Source organism: Stenotrophomonas sp. STK17_22, from assembly GCF_051983905.1.
Classification (GTDB): domain Bacteria; phylum Pseudomonadota; class Gammaproteobacteria; order Xanthomonadales; family Xanthomonadaceae; genus Stenotrophomonas; species Stenotrophomonas maltophilia_A.
This window is the reverse complement of the sequence record NZ_CP197010.1, coordinates 1,611,917-1,632,014: the sequence shown is the minus strand read 5'-3', so window position 1 is coordinate 1,632,014 and position 20,098 is coordinate 1,611,917. Positions and strand designations below refer to the sequence as shown.

The window sequence follows — 20,098 nt, the reverse complement described above, 5'->3', positions numbered from 1 at the left end:
CCTCGGCGACAATAGCGCAAGGTTCGACGGATGACGACGATGCAGCTGAGCTTCGGGGACGCGGAACACACGGGCAAGCGGAAGAAGACGCGACGCGAGATCTTCCTGGCGGAGATGGAGCAGGTTGTGCCGTGGAACGCATTGCTGGCGCTGATCGCACCGCACTACCCGAAGATGGGCCAGCGTGGCCGGCAGCCGTACGCGCTGGCGACGATGCTGCGCATCCACTTCCTGCAGCAGTGGTACGCGCTCAGTGACCCGGCCATGGAAGAGGCGCTGTACGACACGGCGGTGATGCGCCGCTTCGCCCGCCTCAGCGGGCTGGACAACATTCCGGACGAGACCACGATCTTCAGCTTCCGCCGGCTGCTGGAGACGCATGATCTGGCGCCGCAGCTCCTGGAGCGCGTGAACGCGCACCTGGCGCGCAAGGGCCAGAGCTTGAAGGCCGGCACGATCGTGGACGCCACGATCATCGCGGCGCCGAGTTCGACCAAGAACAGGGACGGCAAGCGCGATCCGGAGATGCACCAGACGAAGAAGGGCAACCAGTGGCACTTCGGGATGAAGGCGCACATTGGCGTGGACGAGGAGTCGGGCCTGGTGCACCACGTGGAGTGCACGGCGGCGAACGTCAACGACGTGACGCAGGTGCACAAGCTGCTGCACGGCAAGGAAGACACAATCTGCGGCGACAGCGGCTACACGGGCGCGGACAAGCGCGAGGAGCTGCAAGGCGTGGAGGCTGCGTTCTGGATCGCGGAGAAGCCGTCGAAGCTTCGTGCGATGAAGAACAAGCGTGATCGCAAATACGCCGAACGCTGGGAGCACTTCAAGGCCAGCCTGCGGGCGAAGGTGGAGCATCCGTTCCGAGTGGTGAAGCGGCAGTTCGGTTACACCAAGGTGCGCTATCGCGGGTTGGCGAAGAACACGGCGCAGGTGTTGACGCTGTTCGCGCTGTCGAATCTGTGGATGGCGCGGCGACGTCTGTTGCTGCCGACGGGGTAAATCCGTCTGTTGGACGGGGAAAGCCGTCGAAAAGCGTCAGAAACGGCGCAAAATCCATCATATCGAGGTCGACTTGGCGCCTTGACGCTGAAATCCAAGCATCAGAGCGCTTTGATCAGACCTTCCCGAGGGGCGCCCGTCAGCGTACGGCCGAGGCACAACGCCGGCCTCGATGCGATTGCATCGTCTGAAAGCTATCAGCATCGCGTTGGCAGGCAGTGCGCTTGTTTCGCCTGTGGCCTACGCCCTCGATTTTGCTGAGGCACGCCTTATCGCGGAGCAGCAGAGCCCGCGCATAAGCGCGCAGCAGTTGCAGGTCAACGTCGCCGAATCCGTGCAGAAGGCAGCAGGCTCGCTGCCCGACCCCAAGCTCTCGCTCGGCATCGAAAACTATCCCATCAGCGGCATGGATCGCTGGAGCATGACGCGCGAATCCATGACGATGCAGCGCCTGGCGCTCATGCAGGAAGTGCCCAACAGGGCCAAGCGCGACGCCCAGGTCGCCAGTGCGCAGGCGCGTGTGGATCGAGAGCGCGCGGCGCTGGTTTTGCAGCGATTGCAGATCCGCCAGGAACTCAGCCTGGCGTGGATCGCCGCGCAGGCGGTGGAGCAACGGGAGATACTGCTGACGGAACTGCTCGCGGAGAACCAGCGCCTGCAAGACAGTCTCCCCGCTCGCGTCGCCGGCGGCACGGCCCAGACTGGCGACCTGTTGGTCGCGCAACAGGAGGCGCTGACACTCACGGACCGCCGTGACGATCTACAGCGGGACCGGGCCAAGGCCAGGGCCGCATTGCGGCGCTGGGTGGGCTCCAGGGCCGACGAAGCACTGCAAGGCGATCCAGGCCCGCTCACTCACCCCGTCGCGCAACTGCGCACAGAACTGGCGAATCACGCGGAGCTTGAACTCTATCCGGCGATGCAAAGCATGGCCCGGGCCGAGTCCCGCGAAGCCCAATCAGAGACCCGCGGCGATTGGGCCTGGGAGATTGCCTATAGCCGGCGGGATCGCCGATGGGGCGACATGGTGTCATTCCAGGTGACATTCGATCTGCCATGGCAGAAGGATCGACGCCAAGTGCCCATGATCGAGGCAAAACGGCACGAGTTGGAGCGTCTGGACGCCGAACGCGAAGACGTGGCGCGGCGTCATTTGCAGGAGCTGGACGACAGCGCCGCCGAACTCCAAGCGTTGAACAGCCAGATCGACCGCCTGCAGACCGCAGGCTTGCAGCTGGTACGGAACCGAGCGGCGCTTGCGTTGAGCAACTACCGATCCGCCAAGGGGGACCTGAGCGCTGTGCTCAGTGCACGCGCCCAGGTACTGGAGACGCGCATGCGTCTGATCGACCTCGGAGCGCAGCGCGACAGCCTCGTCGCCCGACTGAACAGCCTGATCGCGGACTGAGTGGAGACCCTCGCCATGAACACCTCTTCGAGAAACATCCTTGCCGGCTTGACGCTGATTGCTGCCGGTATTGCCGTTGGATGGAGCGTCGCCCAATGGCGCGCCGGCCACCTCAGCGGCTCCCCCGCTGCCACCATTGCAAGTGCTCCGACCGAGCGCAAGGTGCTGTATTGGTACGACCCGATGGTGCCGGCCCAGAAGTTCGACAAGCCCGGCAAATCGCCCTACATGGACATGGCGTTGATGCCGAAGTACGCAGATGAAGACACTCAGGACAGCACGGGCCTGAGCGTGTCGGCGCAAGCGGTGCAAGCCCTGGGCCTGCGTACAACCGAAGTCGTGCAAGGCAAGATCGGCGCAGATGTGAACGTCGTGGGCACCGTGCTGCTCAACGACCGCGACGTCAGCATCGTGCAGGCGCGGACCGCTGGCTTCGTCGAGCGTGTCTACGCACGGGCTGCGGGCGACGTGATCGCAGCAGGGGCACCGCTGCCTGACCTATTGCTGCCGGAGTGGATCGCCGCACAGCGCGAGTTTCTCTCGGTTCGCGCGATGGGCGACGCACCGTTGACCGCAGCTGCCCGCCAACGGCTGCTGCTGCTCGGCATGCCGCAAGCCCTGATCGCCCAGGTGGAGCGCACAGGCGAGCCCAAGGGGCTGTACACGGTCACAACACCTCAAGGCGGCTTGGTGGCCGAACTGATGGTGCGTCAGGGCATGACGGTTTCCGCCGGGGAAAGCCTGGCCCGGGTGAATGGCTTGGCCACGGTGTGGATCGAAGCGGCTGTCCCCGAAGCACAAAGCGGGCCATTGCAGGTCGGCCAAACGGCGCAGGTCCGGCTGGCGGCGTTTCCCGGTGAAGTGCTCCAGGCGCGCATCGTGAGCATCCTGCCCGAAGCCAACCGCGACACCCGTACGGTGCGAGTGCGGCTTGAAATGGCCAATCCCGGCCAGCGCCTGAAGGCCGGCATGTCCGGCCAGATCGCGCTCAAAGGCAACGAACAGCCCGCGCTGCTTGTTCCCAGCGAGGCGGTCATCCGCACCGGCAAGCGCGCACTGGCCTATGTGGTCGATGGACCCGGCAAGTTCCATCCCGTGGAGGTCCAGGTGGGCGCGGAGGTAGGCGATCAACTGGTGGTCAACGGCGGGCTCGCGGCGGGACAGCAGGTGGTGGCCTCGGCGCAGTTCCTGATCGATTCGGAAGCCAGCCTGCGGGGCGTGCTGCCTGCAGGTGCCGCGGCGTCCGCGCCTGCATCGCCGCACAACGGGCACGGCACCTCGTCGCCACCGGCCGCGGCCACCAACGCTTTCGTGGTGCGCGGCGTGATCGAGGAGATGTCGCCCACCGAGCTGACGCTGGCGCACGAGGCCGTGCCAGCCCTCCAATGGCCGGCCATGACCATGGGCTTCAAGCTGAGCAGCCCGCAGCTCGCCGCGGGTCTTTCGGTTCGGCAGCAGGTGCGATTCACCTTCTCCAAGCAAGGTGAGGACTACGTGATCACCGCCATCGAAAAGGTGCAGCCATGATCGCCAAACTGATTCGATGGTCGGTGGCCAATCGCTTCCTGGTGCTGCTGGCCACCGCCATGCTCACGGCATGGGGCGTGTGGGGCGTTCGCAGCACGCCCGTGGATGCGCTGCCGGACTTGTCAGACGTGCAGGTCATCATTCGCACCAACTACCCAGGACAGGCGCCGCAGATCGTCGAGAACCAGGTCACCTACCCGTTGGCCACCACCATGCTGTCGGTGCCAGGGGCCAAGACCGTGCGCGGCTTCTCGTTCTTTGGCGACTCGTTCGTCTATGTCTTGTTCGAGGACGGAACCGACCTGTACTGGGCCCGCTCACGGGTACTGGAATACCTGAACCAGGTCCAGGGCCGATTGCCCGCCACGGCGAAGCCGGCCCTGGGTCCGGACGCCACAGGCGTCGGCTGGATCTTCCAGTACGCGCTCGTGGATCGCACGGGCAAGAACGATCTGGCGCAACTGCGTGCGTTGCAGGACTGGTTCCTGAAGTTCGAACTCAAGAGCCTGCCCAACGTGGCCGAAGTGGCATCGGTGGGGGGCATGGTCAAGCAGTACCAGGTCGTGCTCGACCCGATCAAGTTGGCGTCCTATGGCCTCAGTCAGGCTCAAGTCCGCGATGCCCTGATGGGGGCCAACCAGGAGACCGGCGGCTCCGTCCTGGAATTGTCAGGCGCGGAGTACATGGTCCGCGCGAGCGGATACCTCAAGACCCTGGACGAGTTCCGGGAGATCCCCTTGACGGCACGCGGCGGTGTGCCGGTGCGGCTGGGGGATGTGGCGACGCTCCAGATAGGCCCGGAGATGCGGCGTGGCATTGCCGAACTCGACGGAGAAGGCGAGGTCGCCGGCGGCGTGGTGGTGCTGCGCTCCGGCAAGAATGCCCAGGAGACGATCGCTGCCGTCAAGGCCAAGCTCGCGGAGCTGCAGGGCAGCCTGCCGCCGGGCGTCGAGATCGTCACCAGCTACGACCGCAGCGCGCTGATCGAGCGGGCCATTCGCAATCTCACGACCAAGCTGGGCGAAGAGTTTCTGGTGGTGGCGCTGGTCTGCGCACTGTTCCTTTGGCATCTTCGTTCTGCGCTGGTGGCCATCATCTCGCTACCTCTGGGCGTGATGACGGCGTTCCTGGTCATGCGCTACCAGGGCATCAACGCCAACATCATGTCGCTGGGGGGGATTGCCATCGCCGTGGGGGCGATGGTGGATGCAGCGGTGGTGATGATCGAGAACGCCCACAAGAAGCTGGAGGCTTGGCAGCACGCGCACCCGGATCAACGACTGCAGGGCAAGGAACGGTGGGACGTGATCACACAGGCCGCAGAGGAAGTCGGTCCTGCGCTCTTCTTCTCGCTGCTCATCATCACGCTCTCGTTCATCCCGGTCTTCACCCTAGAAGCGCAGGAAGGCCGGCTGTTCGGCCCGCTGGCGTTCACCAAGACCTACGCGATGGCCGCGGCCGCAGGGCTGTCAGTGACGCTGATTCCCGTACTCATGGGCTACTGGATTCGCGGGCGTATCCCGGATGAGCAGAAGAACCCCATCACCCGCATCCTGATTGCAGCCTACCGGCCAGCACTGGAGTGGGTACTGCGCCGGCCTAAGGCGACGCTGCTGATCGCCGTGCTGGCCTTGGCGACCACGGCCTGGCCCTTGGCGCGGCTCGGCGGTGAGTTTCTGCCGAGGTTGGACGAAGGGGACCTGCTCTACATGCCCTCGGCCCTGCCGGGACTCTCGGCGCAGCGCGCCACGGAGTTGCTGCAGCTGAGCAACCGCATGATCAAGACCGTACCTGAAGTGGACAAGGTGTTCGGCAAGGCAGGACGGGCCGAAACTGCGACCGATCCGGCGCCCCTTGAGATGTTCGAGACCACGGTGAAGCTCAAGCCCAGGGAACAATGGCGTCCAGGCATGACGCCCGAGAAGCTCGTGGAAGAGCTGGATCGTGCCGTGAAGATCCCGGGCCTGTCCAATATCTGGATTCCCCCTATCCGCAATCGCATCGACATGCTGGCTACCGGCATCAAGAGCCCGATCGGGGTGAAGGTGACCGGCAACGACCTGGGCGTGATCGATCGCATCGCTGCAGAGGTCGAGCAGGTCGCCAAGGGCATTCCCGGCGTGACGTCATCCCTCGCGGAGCGCTTGACGGGCGGGCGCTACGTGGATGTTCAGATCGACCGCGTAGCCGCCGGTCGCTACGGCCTGAACATCGCCGATGTCCAGGCCGTCATCGCCGGCGCGGTGGGTGGCGAAAACGTCTCGGAAACGGTCGAGGGGCTTGCCCGCTTTCCGATCAATCTGCGCTACGCGCGAGAATGGCGTGATTCACCACAACGGCTGGCAGAACTACCCATCTTCACGCCGATGGGTCAGCAGATCACGTTGGGGACCGTGGCACGCATCGCGATCACCGATGGGCCGCCCATGCTCAAGAGCGAGAACGCACGGCCCTCCGGTTGGGTCTATGTCGATGTGCGCGGCCGTGATCTAGCCTCGGTGGCCAACGAACTGCGCGATGCCATCGGGCAGCAGGTCAAGCTGGAGCCGGGTGTGAGCATCACCTACTCCGGGCAGTTCGAATACATGGAGCGGGCCAATGCACGCCTGAAGGTTGTGGTGCCTGCCACCCTGTTGATCATCTTCGTTCTGTTGTACCTGACCTTCGCGCGTGTGGACGAAGCGGGCTTGATCATGGCGACCTTGCCCTTCGCGCTCACGGGGGGCATCTGGTTCCTGTACCTGCTGAACTACAACCTGTCCATCGCCACCGGCGTGGGATTCATCGCGCTGGCAGGTGTGGCGGCGGAGTTCGGCGTGGTGATGCTCATCTATCTGAAGCAGGCCTTGGCGGAACGTTGCCCCGATGGACGCGACCCGACGCGAGAAGAACTGCTCGATGCGATCCGGGAGGGTGCCGTGCTGCGCGTGCGGCCCAAGGCGATGACCGTCGCCGTCATCCTGGCGGGCCTGGTACCCATTGTCTGGAGCAGCGGTACGGGCTCGGAGGTCATGAGCCGCATCGCAGCCCCGATGCTTGGAGGGATGGTGACCGCTCCGTTGCTGTCGCTCTTCGTGATTCCGGCTGCCTACATGCTGATGCGTAAGCCGCGCTAACGTTGCAACGCGGCAGGGTCTCATAACCAAGGCCCTGCCGTTTCCGGTGCGGCCTATCGGCACCCGAGCGAATAACCATTCGACACATGCGCTTTAGCCGGCGTAAGAACTGGCCGAAGGCGCGGAGGCACGACTAACCGCTTGGCAGTGACGAGCCATATCAGGGAACAAAACCTGACCCCGGCCGTTCAGACAGAATCGTCAGCATTTCTATGACAGCCCGAACCTTGGGCTGCAGGTAACGCGATTGCGGCCACACTGCATGGATAGGCATCTCACCACCTGCCCAGTCCGGCAGCAAGGGGATCAAGCGCCCCTGCCGTATATCTTCGGCCACCAGCCATGTCGGCATCTGCATGATGCCGCAGCCGGCCAGACCCGCCGCCAACATTGCTTCACCATCACTGAATTCATGGCGCGGATAGATTTCCTGCCGACGTACGCGCTGGTCCGATACGCGGAGCAACCAAGTGGGTCTCTGCCGTCCCCGAGGACCAGTGATGCAGTCCCGATGCCTTACCCCATTACTTCTCGGTAATTACTGCGGCGCGCTCACTAATACGACCACTACATTCTGGGACGACGTAGGGGCTGACTCAGTCCGGTTGTAGGCGCTCAGAAGGCTATGGCCTTCAGGATGGCCGCACGCCTCATCGCGCCGCGCCGTATGCGCTGCGGACTGCAAAGGCCCGCATCCTGTAGCTCACTTCCGACGGCCAAAGCATCCATCTTTGGCCGTCGGCCAGCGTCAGGCACTTTCGAGCATTGCCGCATCATTTAGCAACCGTTGAATGCGCTGGCGAATCTCCTCTGGAATACCTTGCGCAGACGAATCAGGTCCGGGCCTGTTTGGCTGCTGCTGGGTGCCCGCGATGACCCGCACGACCATGCCCAAATTTCCGGGTGTCACGATGTCGATGGCCGCGCGATCACCCAGATCCGGGTGTACGCGGGTCAGCATCCGGTACAAGTCCCACGAATCCGCGTGCGGACACTGGTTCATGAGCACCTGGGCCAGTTTGTGCTTGAGCGGCACCAGTTGCCAGTCGGGCACACGTTGCCCGCGATTGCCCAAGCTGATGGACAGCAGTTTGCCCGCCTTCAGCTCGCGGTTTATCTGGTCCTTGGACTTTCCGGCCAGCTTACCGAACAGCGGAACCGGCAAACTGCTCGGCGATTCGTAGATGGCGAGCATTTCCTCGCGCTCGCGCTGGATGGCGGATACTTCCGGCGCCGGCGCCGGCGCACGCGTCGGGGGCGGTGGCACCTGCGACAGCCGCTGGAAGGTGATTCCCGCGTCGTTTGGCGTCACGACAATGGGGGTGACCACCACGGGCGGAGCCGAAGCCGCAGAAGTGCCTGCAACGATGGCGTCGGGGTTGTCCTCCCCTGCGATGGCTGGCACGCCCTCGATATGGATGGTGAGGTGGGCGCTGGCCGCTTCGACCTGGCCCTGTTCGAGTAAGTCGAGGCGATCCGCCCAGTCCTGCATCATCCGACGGCGCGGCTCAACATACTTGGCGTGGTTGTAGGCCGAACTCACCTTGTTCGGGTCCGAGTGCGAAAGCTGCGCGTCCACCCAAATCTTGGGATAGCCGATCTCGTTGAGCGCCGTCGAGATGGTTCCGCGGATGCCGTGCCCGGTCAGTTGATCCTCGTAGCCCATTCGTTTCAAGGCCGCGTTGAGGGTGTTCTCGCTGATGCGCTTCTTGAGTTCGCTGCGGTGCGTGAGCAGATGGACCTGGGCCGGCTTCATCACACCCAACAGGTAGCGCACGATCTCGATGGCCTGCACGGACAACGGCACGATGTAGGGCGGAACGTCCTGCGGGCGCTTGCCGGCCTTGCGCATCTCGTCCTGGAGTTGTTTGACAATCTGCGGCGGGATGATCCACAGGCCACGGTCGAGATCGAACTGGTCCGGGGTCGCCAGCCGCAGCTCGCCGGTACGCACGCCGGTCAGGAACAGCAGCCGGATGCCGAGTTGGGTCTGCCAACCACGAGGGTTGTAGAGCCTGAGCTTGTGCAGGAACTCGGGAAGCTCCCGAAGATGCAGGTAGGGGTTGTGGTTCACCGGGGGCTTGGGCTCGGCCACCACGTCCAGGTCGGAGGCCGGATTGGCTTCCAGCCCCTCCACGATGACGAGGGCATAGCGGAACAACTGCCCCAGCCAGGTGCGGACCTTCTCGGCAGTGGTGAACGCCTTGCGCTCCTCGATCCTCGCCAGGACGCCCAGGAGTTGGGGCCGGCGAATGTCGTAGATCGACATCTGCTTGAGGCTGGGCAGCACGTCCTTGTTGAAGATCCGCAGGATCTGCGACAGCGTGCTGTTCCTGCCCTCCTTGATTTCCTTGCGGCGATGCTCGACCCACGCATCGAAGACGGCCTTGAAGGTGTAGTCGGCCGCAAGCTTGACCGCGTGTCGCTTCTGTTTGCGATCGGTATGGGGGTTGATGCCCTTTGCCAGAAGCGCCCGGGCTTCGTCGCGCAAGGTGCGCGCTTCGCGCAAACCGATCTCGGGGTAGTTCCCCAGGGAGATGCGCTTTTGCTTGCCGAGCCAGTAATAGCGCAAATGCCACGACTTGCCGCCGGTGGGGGCGACCACCAGGCCGAGGCCATCGGTGTCGGGGATGCTGTACGTTTTCTCGGCGGCCTTGGCTTGCCGCACGGTCAGATCAGAGAGTGTCATCATCAAGCTCCTAAGTCTTGGACTTAGGCCCGATGCTGCTTGTCATCCCGATCCAACCCCAGCAACAACCCGGAACCGGCACCACCCGCATTCTTTGGCCTTGTTTTTGGCCTCAAAAACGCTGGCTGTCAGTGGATTTCCGTGGCTTTCGCTGGAATGAAAAAAGGAGCCGAAGCTCCTCTTTTCAACGACTTACAGACGTCAGTGGAAGTCCGTAGATCATAACTTGGAGCGGGAAACGAGACTCGAACTCGCGACCTCAACCTTGGCAAGGTTGCGCTCTACCAACTGAGCTATTCCCGCAGATTCCGTTCGACCTGCGTCGAAGGAGCGCTATTGTGTCGATATTGCTGCACGGCGTCAACAGGAATTTTCAGGTGAAGTGAAGGGGGGCGTTCAGGCCCCTGCGCCCGGGCCTCAGGTCCGCAGGCCAGGCCGGACTTGCCGCAGCAGAGCCACGTTCTCGTTGATACGCCCTTGGATCATGCTCAAGGTGTCTTGAGCAATAACGCTTGAATACATGCCGTTGGCGATTTCGGTGAATTGGCTGGCCACCTCGCAGATGCTGTCAATCGCCAGACTGGCGTCACCCTGCTGCACTTCTGCTTCCTCGGCAAGCCGAAGCATGTCAGCACGGGAAATCGCCAGTGCCTCCCCCATGACGTCCATCTGGTGATATCCGTTGGGTCCCTCGCAGAAGGTCACGTCGTAGGCCGGGGCCAAGCGCCATTGCCCATCCGGCGACATGATGTAGGCAAAATTCTTCGGATGATCGTCCCGGTTGTTGAAGGCGACGTTGAAGACCGCACGCTCGAAGGCCACGGCCATTTGCCGCACGTCATTGGTACACAGCTGGGTCGCGCGCAGGAAGTTGACATAGTCCAAGGACCCCGCCGTCTGGTAGTTGGCGCCCGTGAATGCGGCAAGACTCTGCATGGGTACACGCAACCCATCGTGGCGATCAAAGCGCTTGCTGGCGAACGCGGCCAGCCCATTTGGCAGGCTGAAGTACTGCGTGTCCGGGGTCTCGATGCCGCACCTGCGCAAGCACTCGGCGTAGACCATTTCGATGGCGCACGCCTCGGCATGCTCTTCTCTGGCCGGGAACTTGACCAGCCAGGCTTCGAACCCTGGCTCGGCGGCCGTGGTGAACCCACCGAACTGCGGATCGCGATAGACAAGTGCCTTGGGCCTTGCACCTTGGGGTGAGCCGCCCACCAGCAGCAAGGTCTGCAGAAATTCGCCACCTTCTCCCCGGAGCACCTCCTGCACTTCGGCGGCAAGCTGCTCCAGCGGGATGTGGACCTGCGGCGCCTCACCCTCGGGCGCCACAGGTTCAAACGTCATGGCCCCCATCGCGTTGCCACCGATGCAGGCCAAACGCTGGAGCGGGCCGATGCGTGCTGTACTGATCCTTCGGCGCCTGAACATGCGGTCCATCAGCAGCATGCCCCAGCCGTCTGGCAAGGCGTCATACACGGGCCCGGGCAGTTGCAGTTGATGGTCCGGGAAATCCCGCCGCAACGGAGGGCCGGCCAGCGGCAGCTTGTACGAAGACAGCTCCAGCCCCTTTTGCCTGGCCTCGTTGCTGTACTCGAAGGCGATCAGCGGGCGGCCGGTCAGGGCGGTGGTGGAGACCAGCGTTCCCCAGAGCCATCGCTCTCCCCACCCCTCGTAGAAGACATTCACTTGCTCAGGCATTGCGGGGCTTCCTCTTCGTCCGCAGGCGATTCGCGGCCTCTTCGTAGCGCCGAATGTCTTCGATGCTGTCCAGCTTTGGCTGGAACAGGCCTTCGAGTTCGTTGATCCGACCAAGGACCATCGCCACGCGGACCACCGCCTCGAAGCCAACATTGCGCCCGGCCTCCAGGTTGGACACGGTGTTGGTCCCAATGCCGGAACGCCCGGCCAGATCCGACTGTGTCATGCCCAACGCCATGCGCTCTGTGCGCAAGCGCTCGCAGAGTCGCTTGACGACCTCGCCGGGCTTGCTGAAGCCCAAATCCAACATAGCGCTCACCACCCTCTTCCCATGCCAGTTGGCACCCAAATTATAGAATCGACACCACTCCTGTTCAATGAATTTAATTCCCTAATTTTGTGGCTTATGTGTGTATTCACGTAAATAAATACAGAATCATGGAATTAGATGGCCATCGAATTGCGCATCACGTGCGTAGGCCACGGTGGTGGAAGTAGACCTGCTCAGCGATGCGCCGCGTGGCCGCCGTATGCAGCAGTGCGTTGAGCGGCCAGTCGGCCTGCAGATGATCCATCGCCCAGCGCAGCAGGCGCTTGCCATGGAATGCCGGCGCCACCTGCCGCGCCACCCGTTCCGCTTCCCGCCCTTGCCCACGCAGATGGCGGGCAATCGCCTCGCCGACTGCCCAGCCATGCCGCCACGAGGAATGGATGCCTCCGGCGGACAGTGGTGAGACGATGCCCGCCGCGTCGCCGGTCAGGATCACGCGTTGGCCGGTGAACGGCCCATCCGGCCGGCCGCAGGGCACCAGCCCTGCGCGGGTGGCCGAGGGACGCGCCGAAGGCGGAATGCCGACCACATCGCGCACGTGCTCAAGAAAGCCATCGATATCAGGCGGCCGCACCTGGTTCGGGTCATGGCGCAGCGCCAAGCCGACCTGCAGCCCGGTCGGGTTCTGTGCGACCCACCCGATGTAACCCGGTGCAAAGCGCTTGCTGACGAAGCAATGGAGTGCGTCGCCCTGCGGCAACTGGAGGCCGGCGAACTCACGTTCCACGCCGTAGAGGTTGTCAGGCACCTTGCCGAGCCCGGTGCGCTGGGCAACGCGTGAGCGTGCACCATCGGCACCGACCAGGTAGGCGCACCGCCCTGCCCCTTCCACCTGCCAGCCGTCACCACTGCGATGGGCGCCGGTGAAGGACTGCTGCAGGCGAAGGTCGACACCATTCGCGCGCAGCTCGCTGGCCAGCCAGCGCATCAGGTTCGGCGTATCGGTGGTGAGGAAGTAATAGCCCGGCGCGGCCAACAACACGCTGCGCAGGTTCGGCGCATACAGCCGCACATTGGCAACGCGTTGCACCAGGCATTCGGGCATGCGCCCCAGCCAGGTCTGCTCCATCGCTTCCTTCACCACGATGCCGGTGGTGTGCAGGCGTTCGCCGGGGTCGGCCTTGCGTTCAAGCACGCAGACGCGCAGGCCGTACTGCGCTGCAGCCAACGCGCAGGCCGCACCGGCGAAGCTTGCGCCAACGATGACCAGATCGTGGTCGTAGGCAGAGGATTGATGAGGCATCGCGGCGTCACCCTTGGAACGAAGGATGCAGCATCCAGCATTCATGTGGTGGGGCGATGGAGCGACGGTGAAGTGACAATGAAGCGCGTTGGGCGCAAACGAAAAACGCCCCCTTGAGGGAGCGTTTTTCTTGAATCTGGAGCAGGAAACGAGACTCGAACTCGCGACCTCAACCTTGCAAGGTTGCGCTCTACCAACTGGTCTATTCCCTCCGGCATCGACCGATCTGCGTCGGAGGACTGGCACTGTTCCAAAGGCTGGCAGGCCCCTCCTCGTCGCCCGGAAATGTCCTGGTCACATTAGATTCGAACATGGGCATTTGCTGCGTCTTTTCGGACTATTTGTATGGCCCCTTTCCGCCCAGCATAGCAACGTACGACAAGCCATTCGGAATGAGCGCACTGCCAAGAGGCCGAGCAGATGCTTATTCAAAATTTCGAGACAGACGGATTCATCGATCAGCAGAACGATTGGTTTACAGGAATTGATTTCGGGCCGCTGCAGGAAGAATGACATGACTACGCTTGATGACATTGCCAGGGACCTTGGCGATACATTCCCTCATCACAAGGTATGCCTTTCACTCAAGGATGTACCTCAAGATGTCGCATTGCCCAGAAGCTGGGAGAACTTCGGACTCAGGCCCGACGTCGCCCCGGTCTTTCCTGCTGGCTGGAACTCATTCTCCAATGAGTTCCCATCGACCATTGCGCTGTTCAACGGCTGCCTGCTGGGCACAGCACTACTACTAGGTGATGAAATTGAATTGGCGTACATCTTTCACGATGGAAACAGCCTCTACTACTACGTAGGGGGAAGGCCCGTCGAAGGTGGAGCCGCAGAGACCTTCGAGTTCAAGCATCTGCCCAGGAGACTGCAGGACTTCTATCGCGAAGTGCACGACGGATATACCTTCTTTCCTGCACGCTCCATGGGCCCGCAACGCCTTGGCGACCAGTCACGGATCTCCGAACTGGTCGACGAGTCAGACGACTCCTTTGCAGCAGGTTGGATCACCGTATTCTCAAACGGCGGCGGAGACTATGTCGCAGTAAACGCCGACAACCATGGTGATTCGGATGGCCTGATTTGGTGGCATGAGAATCCTGAAATTCCAGAATTCGACATTGATGTCTTCAGCGTCATGGATGCATGGATGAAAATTTTTCTGGAGGACACCAAGCCTCGCGAGCCAAGGACCAAGTCTGGTGCGCGATGATGATCGACCGGCCTGACAGGCCGGATGTTGGGGACACCACATCGAGCAACCCTCATACCCCGGCCGAAATCACCTCAGGGCACTTTGATGGCCCATAACGAAAAACGCCCCCTCGCGGGAGCGTTTTTCTTGAATCTGGAGCGGGAAACGAGACTCGAACTCGCGACCTCAACCTTGGCAAGGTTGCGCTCTACCAACTGAGCTATTCCCGCTTGGGAGGCGAAATTCTACCTGTTCTGGAAGTGGCGTCAAGTGCTTTTTCCGGGGCCTCACGAAGTCACTGAAATGTCGATTCCACGCATGGCGTGGATCTACCAAGGAGATGAACATCAACACCGAAATCCATGGCATCTGGGTCTTCCACGGCGCAGGCGCGCGCTTCGCCGGAGGTGTCTTCGTCAGCCGGGAGTCGGGACTGACTTGGGCCGCTAAGCACTCCCTGACAGGCGTACTGACCCGCTATCCATTGAATGAAGGCGCGTACGACCAAGCACTGCGCTTGGGCACCTTCACGCCCAAGTGCCCAGAGCAATGCAATGCCCTCTTCATTGGACGGTTTACATGCGCGTCGATGGAGCATGTACACGTCGAAGACGGCATACCCCAGTAGATCCACGCCATGCGTGGATAGGCGCATCGATGGGGTCAGAGCCCTTTCCTGCGGAAAGGGATCCGACCCCGGGGCTCAGTTGCCCAGCTTCTTCTGCCGCGCACGCTCGCGCGCCGCGCGCTCGTCATCACGCAGGCTCGGCCAGGCGGCGTGCAGGTACTGCAGGCCCGACCACAGGGTCAGCACCGCGGCGATCGCCAGGGTCCAGTCGCCGATGTGGAACACCGGCCAGCCCATCCAGATGTCTTCCACCGGCACGTTCGGGGCCACCGAGTACAACAGGCACAGCAGCGCGACCATCTGCGCGGTGGTCTTGACCTTGCCGATCATCGCCACGCGCACCTTGGCGCGCTGGCCGAGTTCGGCCATCCATTCGCGCAGCGCCGATACCGCAATTTCACGACCAACGATCACCGCCGCCCAGAACGCCATCCACGGCGTCGGGTGACCCTGCACGATCAGGAACAGTGCCACTGCCACCATCAGCTTGTCCGCGACCGGGTCGAGGAAGGCACCGAAGGCCGATTCCAGCTGGTAACGGCGTGCGATCCAGCCATCGAGCCAGTCGGTGATCGCGGCCAGGCCGAAGATCGCCGCCGAAGCGAAGTTGGTCCAGGTGTAGGGCAGGTAGAACACCAGCACCAGCACCGGGATCATCACGATCCGCAACAACGTCAGCCAGGTGGGCAGGGTCAACTTCATGCTTGCGTGCTTCTCTCTCTACTCGGCCGCATCAGGCGTGGCCAACCCGTGCAGGTTAGCGTAGATACGTGCCGCGAGGGCGTCATTGATGCCTTCCACCTTGGCGATTTCCGCTTCACCAGCGGCTTTCAGGCCGACCAGGCCGCCGAAATGCTTGAGCAGGCTGGCGCGGCGGCGCGGCCCGATACCGGGAATGTCCTCCAGCTTGCTGGTCATCCGCGCCTTCTGGCGGCGGCCGCGATGGCCGGTGATGGCGAAGCGGTGCGCCTCATCGCGCACCTGCTGGATGAACTGCAGCGCCGGATTGGCCGCGCCCGGGCGCAGCTCGCGGCCATCGGGCATCACCAGCGCTTCGTGGCCGGCGCGGCGTTCCACGCCCTTGGCCACGCCCACCAGCAACACGCCTTCCACGCCCAGGTCGGCCAGCGCGGCCTGGGCCTGGGCCAACTGGCCGGCGCCGCCGTCGATCAGCAGCACGTCCGGCAGCACGCCCTGCTCTTCCACCGCACGGCGGAAACGGCGGTCGATGGCCTGGCGCATGGCGGCGTAGTCGTCGCCCGGCTCGATGCCGCTGATGTTGAAGCGGCGGTACTGCGCGCGCACCGGACCGGCGGCGTCGAACACCACGCATGAGGCCACGGTGGCCTCACCCATGGTGTGGCTGATATCGAAACATTCAACACGCTTGACCGGCTCGGCCAGGCCCAGCATGTCGCGCAGTGCATCGCTGCGCGCGTGCTGCGCGTTGCGGCTGTTGAGTTCGGTCGCCAGGGTCAGCTGCGCGTTGCGGCTGGCCAGCTCCACGTAGCCGGCACGCTCGCCGCGCACGTTCCACTTCAGCTGTACCTTGCGCTCGGCCGAGGCCGACAGCGCGGCGACCAGCAGGTCGGCATCGGGAATCTCGCGGTCCAACAGGATCTCGCGCGGCGGCTCGAATTCGATGTAGTACTGCGAGACGAACGCGGCCAGCACTTCCTCCGGGCTTTCTTCACCGTTGGTGCGTGGGAAGAACGGGCGGGTACCGAGGTTGCGGCCATCGCGGAAAGCCAGCAGCAGCACGCAGGCCTGCGAACCCTGCATGGCCACCGCCAGCACGTCCAGATCCGCGGCACGGCCATCCACGTACTGGCGGGTCTGCATGCTGCGCAGCGAGGAGATCAGGTCGCGCAGGCGCGCGGCCTGCTCGAACTCCAGTGCCTCGCTGGCGGCCTGCATCTGCTCGCCCAGTTCGCGGGTCAGCTCGTCGCTCTTGCCTTCCAGGAACAGTGCGGCGCGACGCACCGACTCGGCGTAGTCCGGCGCCGGCACCAGCTCCACGCAGGGCGCGCTGCAGCGACCGATCTGGTACTGCAGGCACGGCCGCGAGCGGTTGCGGAACACGCTGTCCTCGCAGCTGCGCAGCTTGAACAGCTTGTGCATCAGGTTCAGCGTTTCACGCACCGCGGTGACGCCGGGATACGGCCCGAAATAGCGGCCGGGAATGGCGCGCGGGCCGCGATGCAGCGCGATGCGCGGCCAGTCCTCTCGGGTCAGCAGCACGTGCGGATAGGTCTTGTCGTCGCGCAGCGAGACGTTGTAACGCGGCGACAGTGATTTGATCAGCTGGTTTTCCAGCAGCAGCGCCTCGGCTTCCGAGCGCGTCACGGTCACGTCCATGCGCGCGATCTGCGAGATCATCGACATGATCCGCGCGTTCTTCGGGCTACCGTTGAAGTAGCTGCCCACACGGTTGCGCAGTGCGCGCGCCTTGCCGACATACAGCAGGGTGTCGTCGGCAGCGTACATGCGGTACACGCCAGGGGCGGTACTGAGCTGGGCCGCGAAGGCCTTGCCGTCGAAGGCCGGGGCGGGAACGTCTGTCATTCGCTGATCGGGACTTCGCTGAGCACGCCGCTGTCCGGGTCGAATCGCAGCACGGCATGGGCGTCGGTCTCGGCAATCCACACCGCACCGGCGCCTACCGCCAACCCCGCCGGGCCATGCAGGCGTCGTGGCAACGGCTGGGTGGTCAGTTCGCCACCGCCCAGGCGCAGCGTGCGCAGGCGGCCGTTGCCGGTATCGGCAATCCACAACAGCGGCGCATCCGGACTCAGCGCGATGGCCTGTGGGAACTGCAGGCTGGCGTCCGAACGCGGACCGTCTTCGCTGCCGAAGCGCCACGGCCCCTGCCCGACCAGGGTCTGCACCAGGTCGCCGCGCAGCTGCAGTGCACGCACTGAAGATCCCAACGCATCAGCCACGTACAGCACCTGCTGCACCACGGCCAACGCGGTGGGTTGGGCGAAGGCGGCCAGATGCCCGCTGCCATCACGCTCATCGATGGAACCACTGCCCGCGCGCCATTGCAGGCTGCGCTGGCCCAGGTGGTAGCTCCAGATGCGGTTGTCGCCGGCCATGGCGATGTGCAGCTGATTGTCGGCGATGGCCAGGCCGACCGGATGGTCCAGCGCAACCTGCCGCGCATGCGCGACCGGCCCTTCCATCGGTGCACCGGGACGACCGTTGCCGCACAGCGTGTCGACGATCCCGGTCAGCAGGTTGATGCGGCGCACCGCGTGGTTGCCGGTGTCGGCGACGTACAGCGAATCGCGCTCCAGCACCAGCGCCTGCGGGCGGTGGAACGCGGCTTCGGCGAGGTTGCCGTCCATGAAATCGGCGGTGCCCAGCCCGAACTGGCGAAGGATGCGACCACCATGGCTGCATTCGAGGATGCGGTGATGGCCGCTGTCGGCGATGTACAGGCGTTCGGTGCTGACCGCCAGGCCAAGCGGGAAGCGCAGCGCGTGGCGCGGCTCCGGATGCAGCTCGCTGCCACCGCGCGGCGGCGCCGATGGCGCGCCCTCGCACAGCGCGTTCAAGGCTCGCTCCAGTTCGCCGGGGGCGCCCTGCCCGACCAACCGTTGTTGCTCGCGCCCCTGCGCATCCAGCAGCACCAGGGTCGGCCAGGCGGTGATGCCGAAGCGGCGCCAGCCATCCCAGTCGGCATCGAGCAGGACCGGCATCGTCAGGCCCTGGCGACGCAGCAGCTTCAGTGCGGCGCCGGCCTCGCGTTCGAAATCGAAGCGCGGCACCTGCAGCACCAGCGGCTGCAGCTTGCCGGGGTGGCGCGACAGCCATTGGCCGAACTCGGCCAGGCGTTGCGCGCTCCAGGCGGAGGCGGCGTTGACAAACAACAGCGCCACCGGCCGACCGCGCAGTTCGGTCAGGGTGCAGGGGGTGGCGTTGAGCCAGGTGGCGAACTCGGGCAGGTCCGGGACGGGCTGGACGTTCATGGCCCGATTATGCCGGAGTCGGCGTCATGCAACAGTCGTGCCACGGCACGTTTTGCAGCATCGTCGACCAATGTCCAGACCTGTTCGAAATGCTCACTGCCGCCGGTGTACGGGTCCGGGATCGCACCCCTGCCCTGCCCGCCGGACCACGGCAGGTACAGCGCCAGGCGTTCGCGCTGGGCGGGTGTGGCCAGGCGACCCGCATCGCGCAGGTTGGCCTCATCGGCGCACAGGATCCAGTCGAAGCGGTCGAAATCCGCGACCTGCAGCTGGCGCGCGCGCAGGCCGCCGATGTCCACGCCATGCCCGGCCGCGCAGGCGATCGCACGGCGGTCCGGTGGCTCGCCCACATGCCAGTCGCCGGTGCCGGCCGAATCGACCTGCACCCGACCAGCCAGCGGCGAGGCGTCCAGGCGCGCGCGCAGCGCACCTTCGGCCATCGGCGAACGGCAGATGTTGCCGAGGCAGACGACCAGCAGCTTCATCGGGCAGCCAGCGTCTGCAGCAATGCTTCGGCGCGTTCCAGGTCCTCGGGCGTGTCGATGCCCGGCGGGAACGGTTCGGGCGAGATCGCCACGCTGATCGGGAAACCCGCTTCCAGCACGCGCAGCTGTTCCAGCGATTCGATCTGCTCCAGCTGGCCCGGCGGCATCGCCGCGAACTGCTGCAGGAAACCGGCGCGATAGCCGTAGATGCCGATGTGGCGCAGCCAGTTGTGACCGGCCGGCAACGTGTCACGGCTGCGTGCAAAGCCATCGCGGTGCCAGGCGATCGGGGCGCGGCTGAAGTACATCGCCTCGTTGCGCACGTTGCGCACCAGCTTCACCACGTTCGGGTCGAACAGGGTATGCGCGTCTTCGACGGTCGTGGCGAGGGTCGACATCGGCGCATTACCTTCAACCAGTGCCTGGGCCACCGCGCGGATACCCGCCGCCGGCGCGAACGGCTCGTCGCCCTGCAGGTTGACCACGACGGTGTCATCGGCCCAGCCGGCGATGCGCGCGCACTCGGCCAGGCGGTCGGTGCCGGACGCATGCGAGGTCGCAGTCATCGCCACCCTTACTTCGGCCAGCCCGGACAGTGCGTCGGCAATGCGTTGATCGTCGGTGGCGACCCAGACCTCGCCGGCACCGGCCTGCAGCGCGCGACGCGCCACGTGCAGCACCAGCGGCTCACCGCCCAGCGGGCGCAGCGGCTTGCCCGGCAGCCGCGAGGCGGCATAGCGGGCCGGGATGGCGACGACGAATTCGGTCATGGGGCGGTACTCGGCAG

The 20,098-nt window shown here is 64.2% G+C and carries 16 protein-coding genes and 2 tRNA genes; 6 read left to right on the top strand and 12 right to left on the bottom strand.

Annotated elements, in window-relative coordinates:
- Nucleotides 1–39: 39 nt before the first annotated feature.
- The 4 genes from ACSYS9_RS07405 to ACSYS9_RS07390 all read left to right on the top strand — a co-directional run bounded on the left by ACSYS9_RS07405 (nucleotide 40) and on the right by ACSYS9_RS07390 (nucleotide 7,059).
- Nucleotides 40–1,008, top strand: coding sequence for an IS5 family transposase (locus ACSYS9_RS07405; RefSeq protein ID WP_016445093.1), 969 nt, complete (start codon nucleotides 40–42; stop codon nucleotides 1,006–1,008).
- Between the two features lie 172 nt (nucleotides 1,009–1,180).
- Complete coding sequence (locus ACSYS9_RS07400; RefSeq protein WP_013391831.1) at nucleotides 1,181–2,416, top strand: TolC family protein; 1,236 nt, start codon at nucleotides 1,181–1,183, stop codon at nucleotides 2,414–2,416.
- Nucleotides 2,417–2,431: 15 nt separating this feature from the next.
- Complete coding sequence (locus tag ACSYS9_RS07395) at nucleotides 2,432–3,943, top strand: efflux RND transporter periplasmic adaptor subunit (RefSeq protein WP_013391832.1); 1,512 nt, start codon at nucleotides 2,432–2,434, stop codon at nucleotides 3,941–3,943.
- On the top strand, nucleotides 3,940–7,059 hold the full coding sequence (locus tag ACSYS9_RS07390) for an efflux RND transporter permease subunit (RefSeq protein WP_016445091.1): 3,120 nt from the start codon (nucleotides 3,940–3,942) through the stop codon (nucleotides 7,057–7,059). The genes ACSYS9_RS07395 and ACSYS9_RS07390 overlap by 4 nt, the downstream gene beginning before the upstream one ends.
- Nucleotides 7,060–7,219: 160 nt before the next feature.
- On the opposite strand, the gene ACSYS9_RS07385 is transcribed toward ACSYS9_RS07390, so the two are convergent.
- The 6 genes from ACSYS9_RS07385 to ACSYS9_RS07360 all read right to left on the bottom strand — a co-directional run bounded on the left by ACSYS9_RS07385 (nucleotide 7,220) and on the right by ACSYS9_RS07360 (nucleotide 13,023).
- Entirely contained in the window at nucleotides 7,220–7,525 is a 306-nt protein-coding gene (locus ACSYS9_RS07385; protein WP_071537155.1) for a LysR substrate-binding domain-containing protein, read from the bottom strand.
- Nucleotides 7,526–7,807: 282 nt separating this feature from the next.
- The gene (locus tag ACSYS9_RS07380; protein ID WP_034012210.1) at nucleotides 7,808–9,751 is read right to left on the bottom strand and encodes a tyrosine-type recombinase/integrase; all 1,944 of its coding nucleotides are present in this window, start codon (nucleotides 9,749–9,751) and stop codon (nucleotides 7,808–7,810) included.
- 224 nt (nucleotides 9,752–9,975) lie between these two features.
- Nucleotides 9,976–10,051, bottom strand: a tRNA-Gly gene (locus tag ACSYS9_RS07375).
- Nucleotides 10,052–10,165: 114 nt separating this feature from the next.
- On the bottom strand, nucleotides 10,166–11,449 hold the full coding sequence (locus tag ACSYS9_RS07370; protein WP_071228373.1) for a type II toxin-antitoxin system HipA family toxin: 1,284 nt from the start codon (nucleotides 11,447–11,449) through the stop codon (nucleotides 10,166–10,168).
- Nucleotides 11,442–11,759: a helix-turn-helix domain-containing protein gene (locus ACSYS9_RS07365; RefSeq protein WP_071228374.1), complete on the bottom strand. Its 318-nt coding sequence runs from the start codon at nucleotides 11,757–11,759 to the stop codon at nucleotides 11,442–11,444. Before ACSYS9_RS07365 ends, ACSYS9_RS07370 begins: the two co-directional genes overlap by 8 nt.
- Nucleotides 11,760–11,916: 157 nt before the next feature.
- Entirely contained in the window at nucleotides 11,917–13,023 is a 1,107-nt protein-coding gene (locus ACSYS9_RS07360; protein ID WP_071228375.1) for an NAD(P)/FAD-dependent oxidoreductase, read from the bottom strand.
- Nucleotides 13,024–13,537: 514 nt separating this feature from the next.
- Between ACSYS9_RS07360 and ACSYS9_RS07355 the strand changes: the two genes are divergently transcribed.
- Nucleotides 13,538–14,242 carry an SMI1/KNR4 family protein gene (locus tag ACSYS9_RS07355; RefSeq protein WP_071228376.1) on the top strand — a complete coding sequence of 235 codons (705 nt, stop codon included), beginning with the start codon at nucleotides 13,538–13,540 and terminating at the stop codon, nucleotides 14,240–14,242.
- Nucleotides 14,243–14,378: 136 nt separating this feature from the next.
- Here the strand turns inward: ACSYS9_RS07355 and ACSYS9_RS07350 are convergent.
- Nucleotides 14,379–14,454: transfer RNA gene (locus ACSYS9_RS07350), tRNA-Gly, on the bottom strand.
- A 110-nt stretch (nucleotides 14,455–14,564) separates the two neighbouring features.
- On the opposite strand from ACSYS9_RS07350, the gene ACSYS9_RS07345 reads away from it, so the two are divergent.
- Nucleotides 14,565–14,852 carry a DUF7710 domain-containing protein gene (locus ACSYS9_RS07345; protein ID WP_071228377.1) on the top strand — a complete coding sequence of 96 codons (288 nt, stop codon included), beginning with the start codon at nucleotides 14,565–14,567 and terminating at the stop codon, nucleotides 14,850–14,852.
- 75 nt (nucleotides 14,853–14,927) lie between these two features.
- Here the strand turns inward: ACSYS9_RS07345 and pgsA are convergent, their stop codons facing one another.
- The 5 genes from pgsA to kdsB are packed head-to-tail and all read right to left on the bottom strand — an operon-like array spanning nucleotide 14,928 to nucleotide 20,081.
- Nucleotides 14,928–15,554 carry a CDP-diacylglycerol--glycerol-3-phosphate 3-phosphatidyltransferase gene (pgsA, locus tag ACSYS9_RS07340; protein ID WP_012510614.1) on the bottom strand — a complete coding sequence of 209 codons (627 nt, stop codon included), beginning with the start codon at nucleotides 15,552–15,554 and terminating at the stop codon, nucleotides 14,928–14,930.
- An 18-nt stretch (nucleotides 15,555–15,572) separates the two neighbouring features.
- Nucleotides 15,573–17,417 carry an excinuclease ABC subunit UvrC gene (gene uvrC / locus ACSYS9_RS07335; protein WP_071228378.1) on the bottom strand — a complete coding sequence of 615 codons (1,845 nt, stop codon included), beginning with the start codon at nucleotides 17,415–17,417 and terminating at the stop codon, nucleotides 15,573–15,575.
- Entirely contained in the window at nucleotides 17,414–18,826 is a 1,413-nt protein-coding gene (locus ACSYS9_RS07330; RefSeq protein ID WP_071228379.1) for a hypothetical protein, read from the bottom strand. The genes uvrC and ACSYS9_RS07330 overlap by 4 nt, the downstream gene beginning before the upstream one ends.
- A complete protein-coding gene (locus tag ACSYS9_RS07325; RefSeq protein ID WP_032128907.1) occupies nucleotides 18,823–19,311 on the bottom strand; it encodes a low molecular weight protein-tyrosine-phosphatase in 489 nt (162 codons plus the stop codon). The genes ACSYS9_RS07330 and ACSYS9_RS07325 overlap by 4 nt, the downstream gene beginning before the upstream one ends.
- Nucleotides 19,308–20,081: a 3-deoxy-manno-octulosonate cytidylyltransferase gene (gene kdsB / locus ACSYS9_RS07320; protein WP_071228380.1), complete on the bottom strand. Its 774-nt coding sequence runs from the start codon at nucleotides 20,079–20,081 to the stop codon at nucleotides 19,308–19,310. Before kdsB ends, ACSYS9_RS07325 begins: the two co-directional genes overlap by 4 nt.
- Nucleotides 20,082–20,098: the final 17 nt, after the last annotated feature.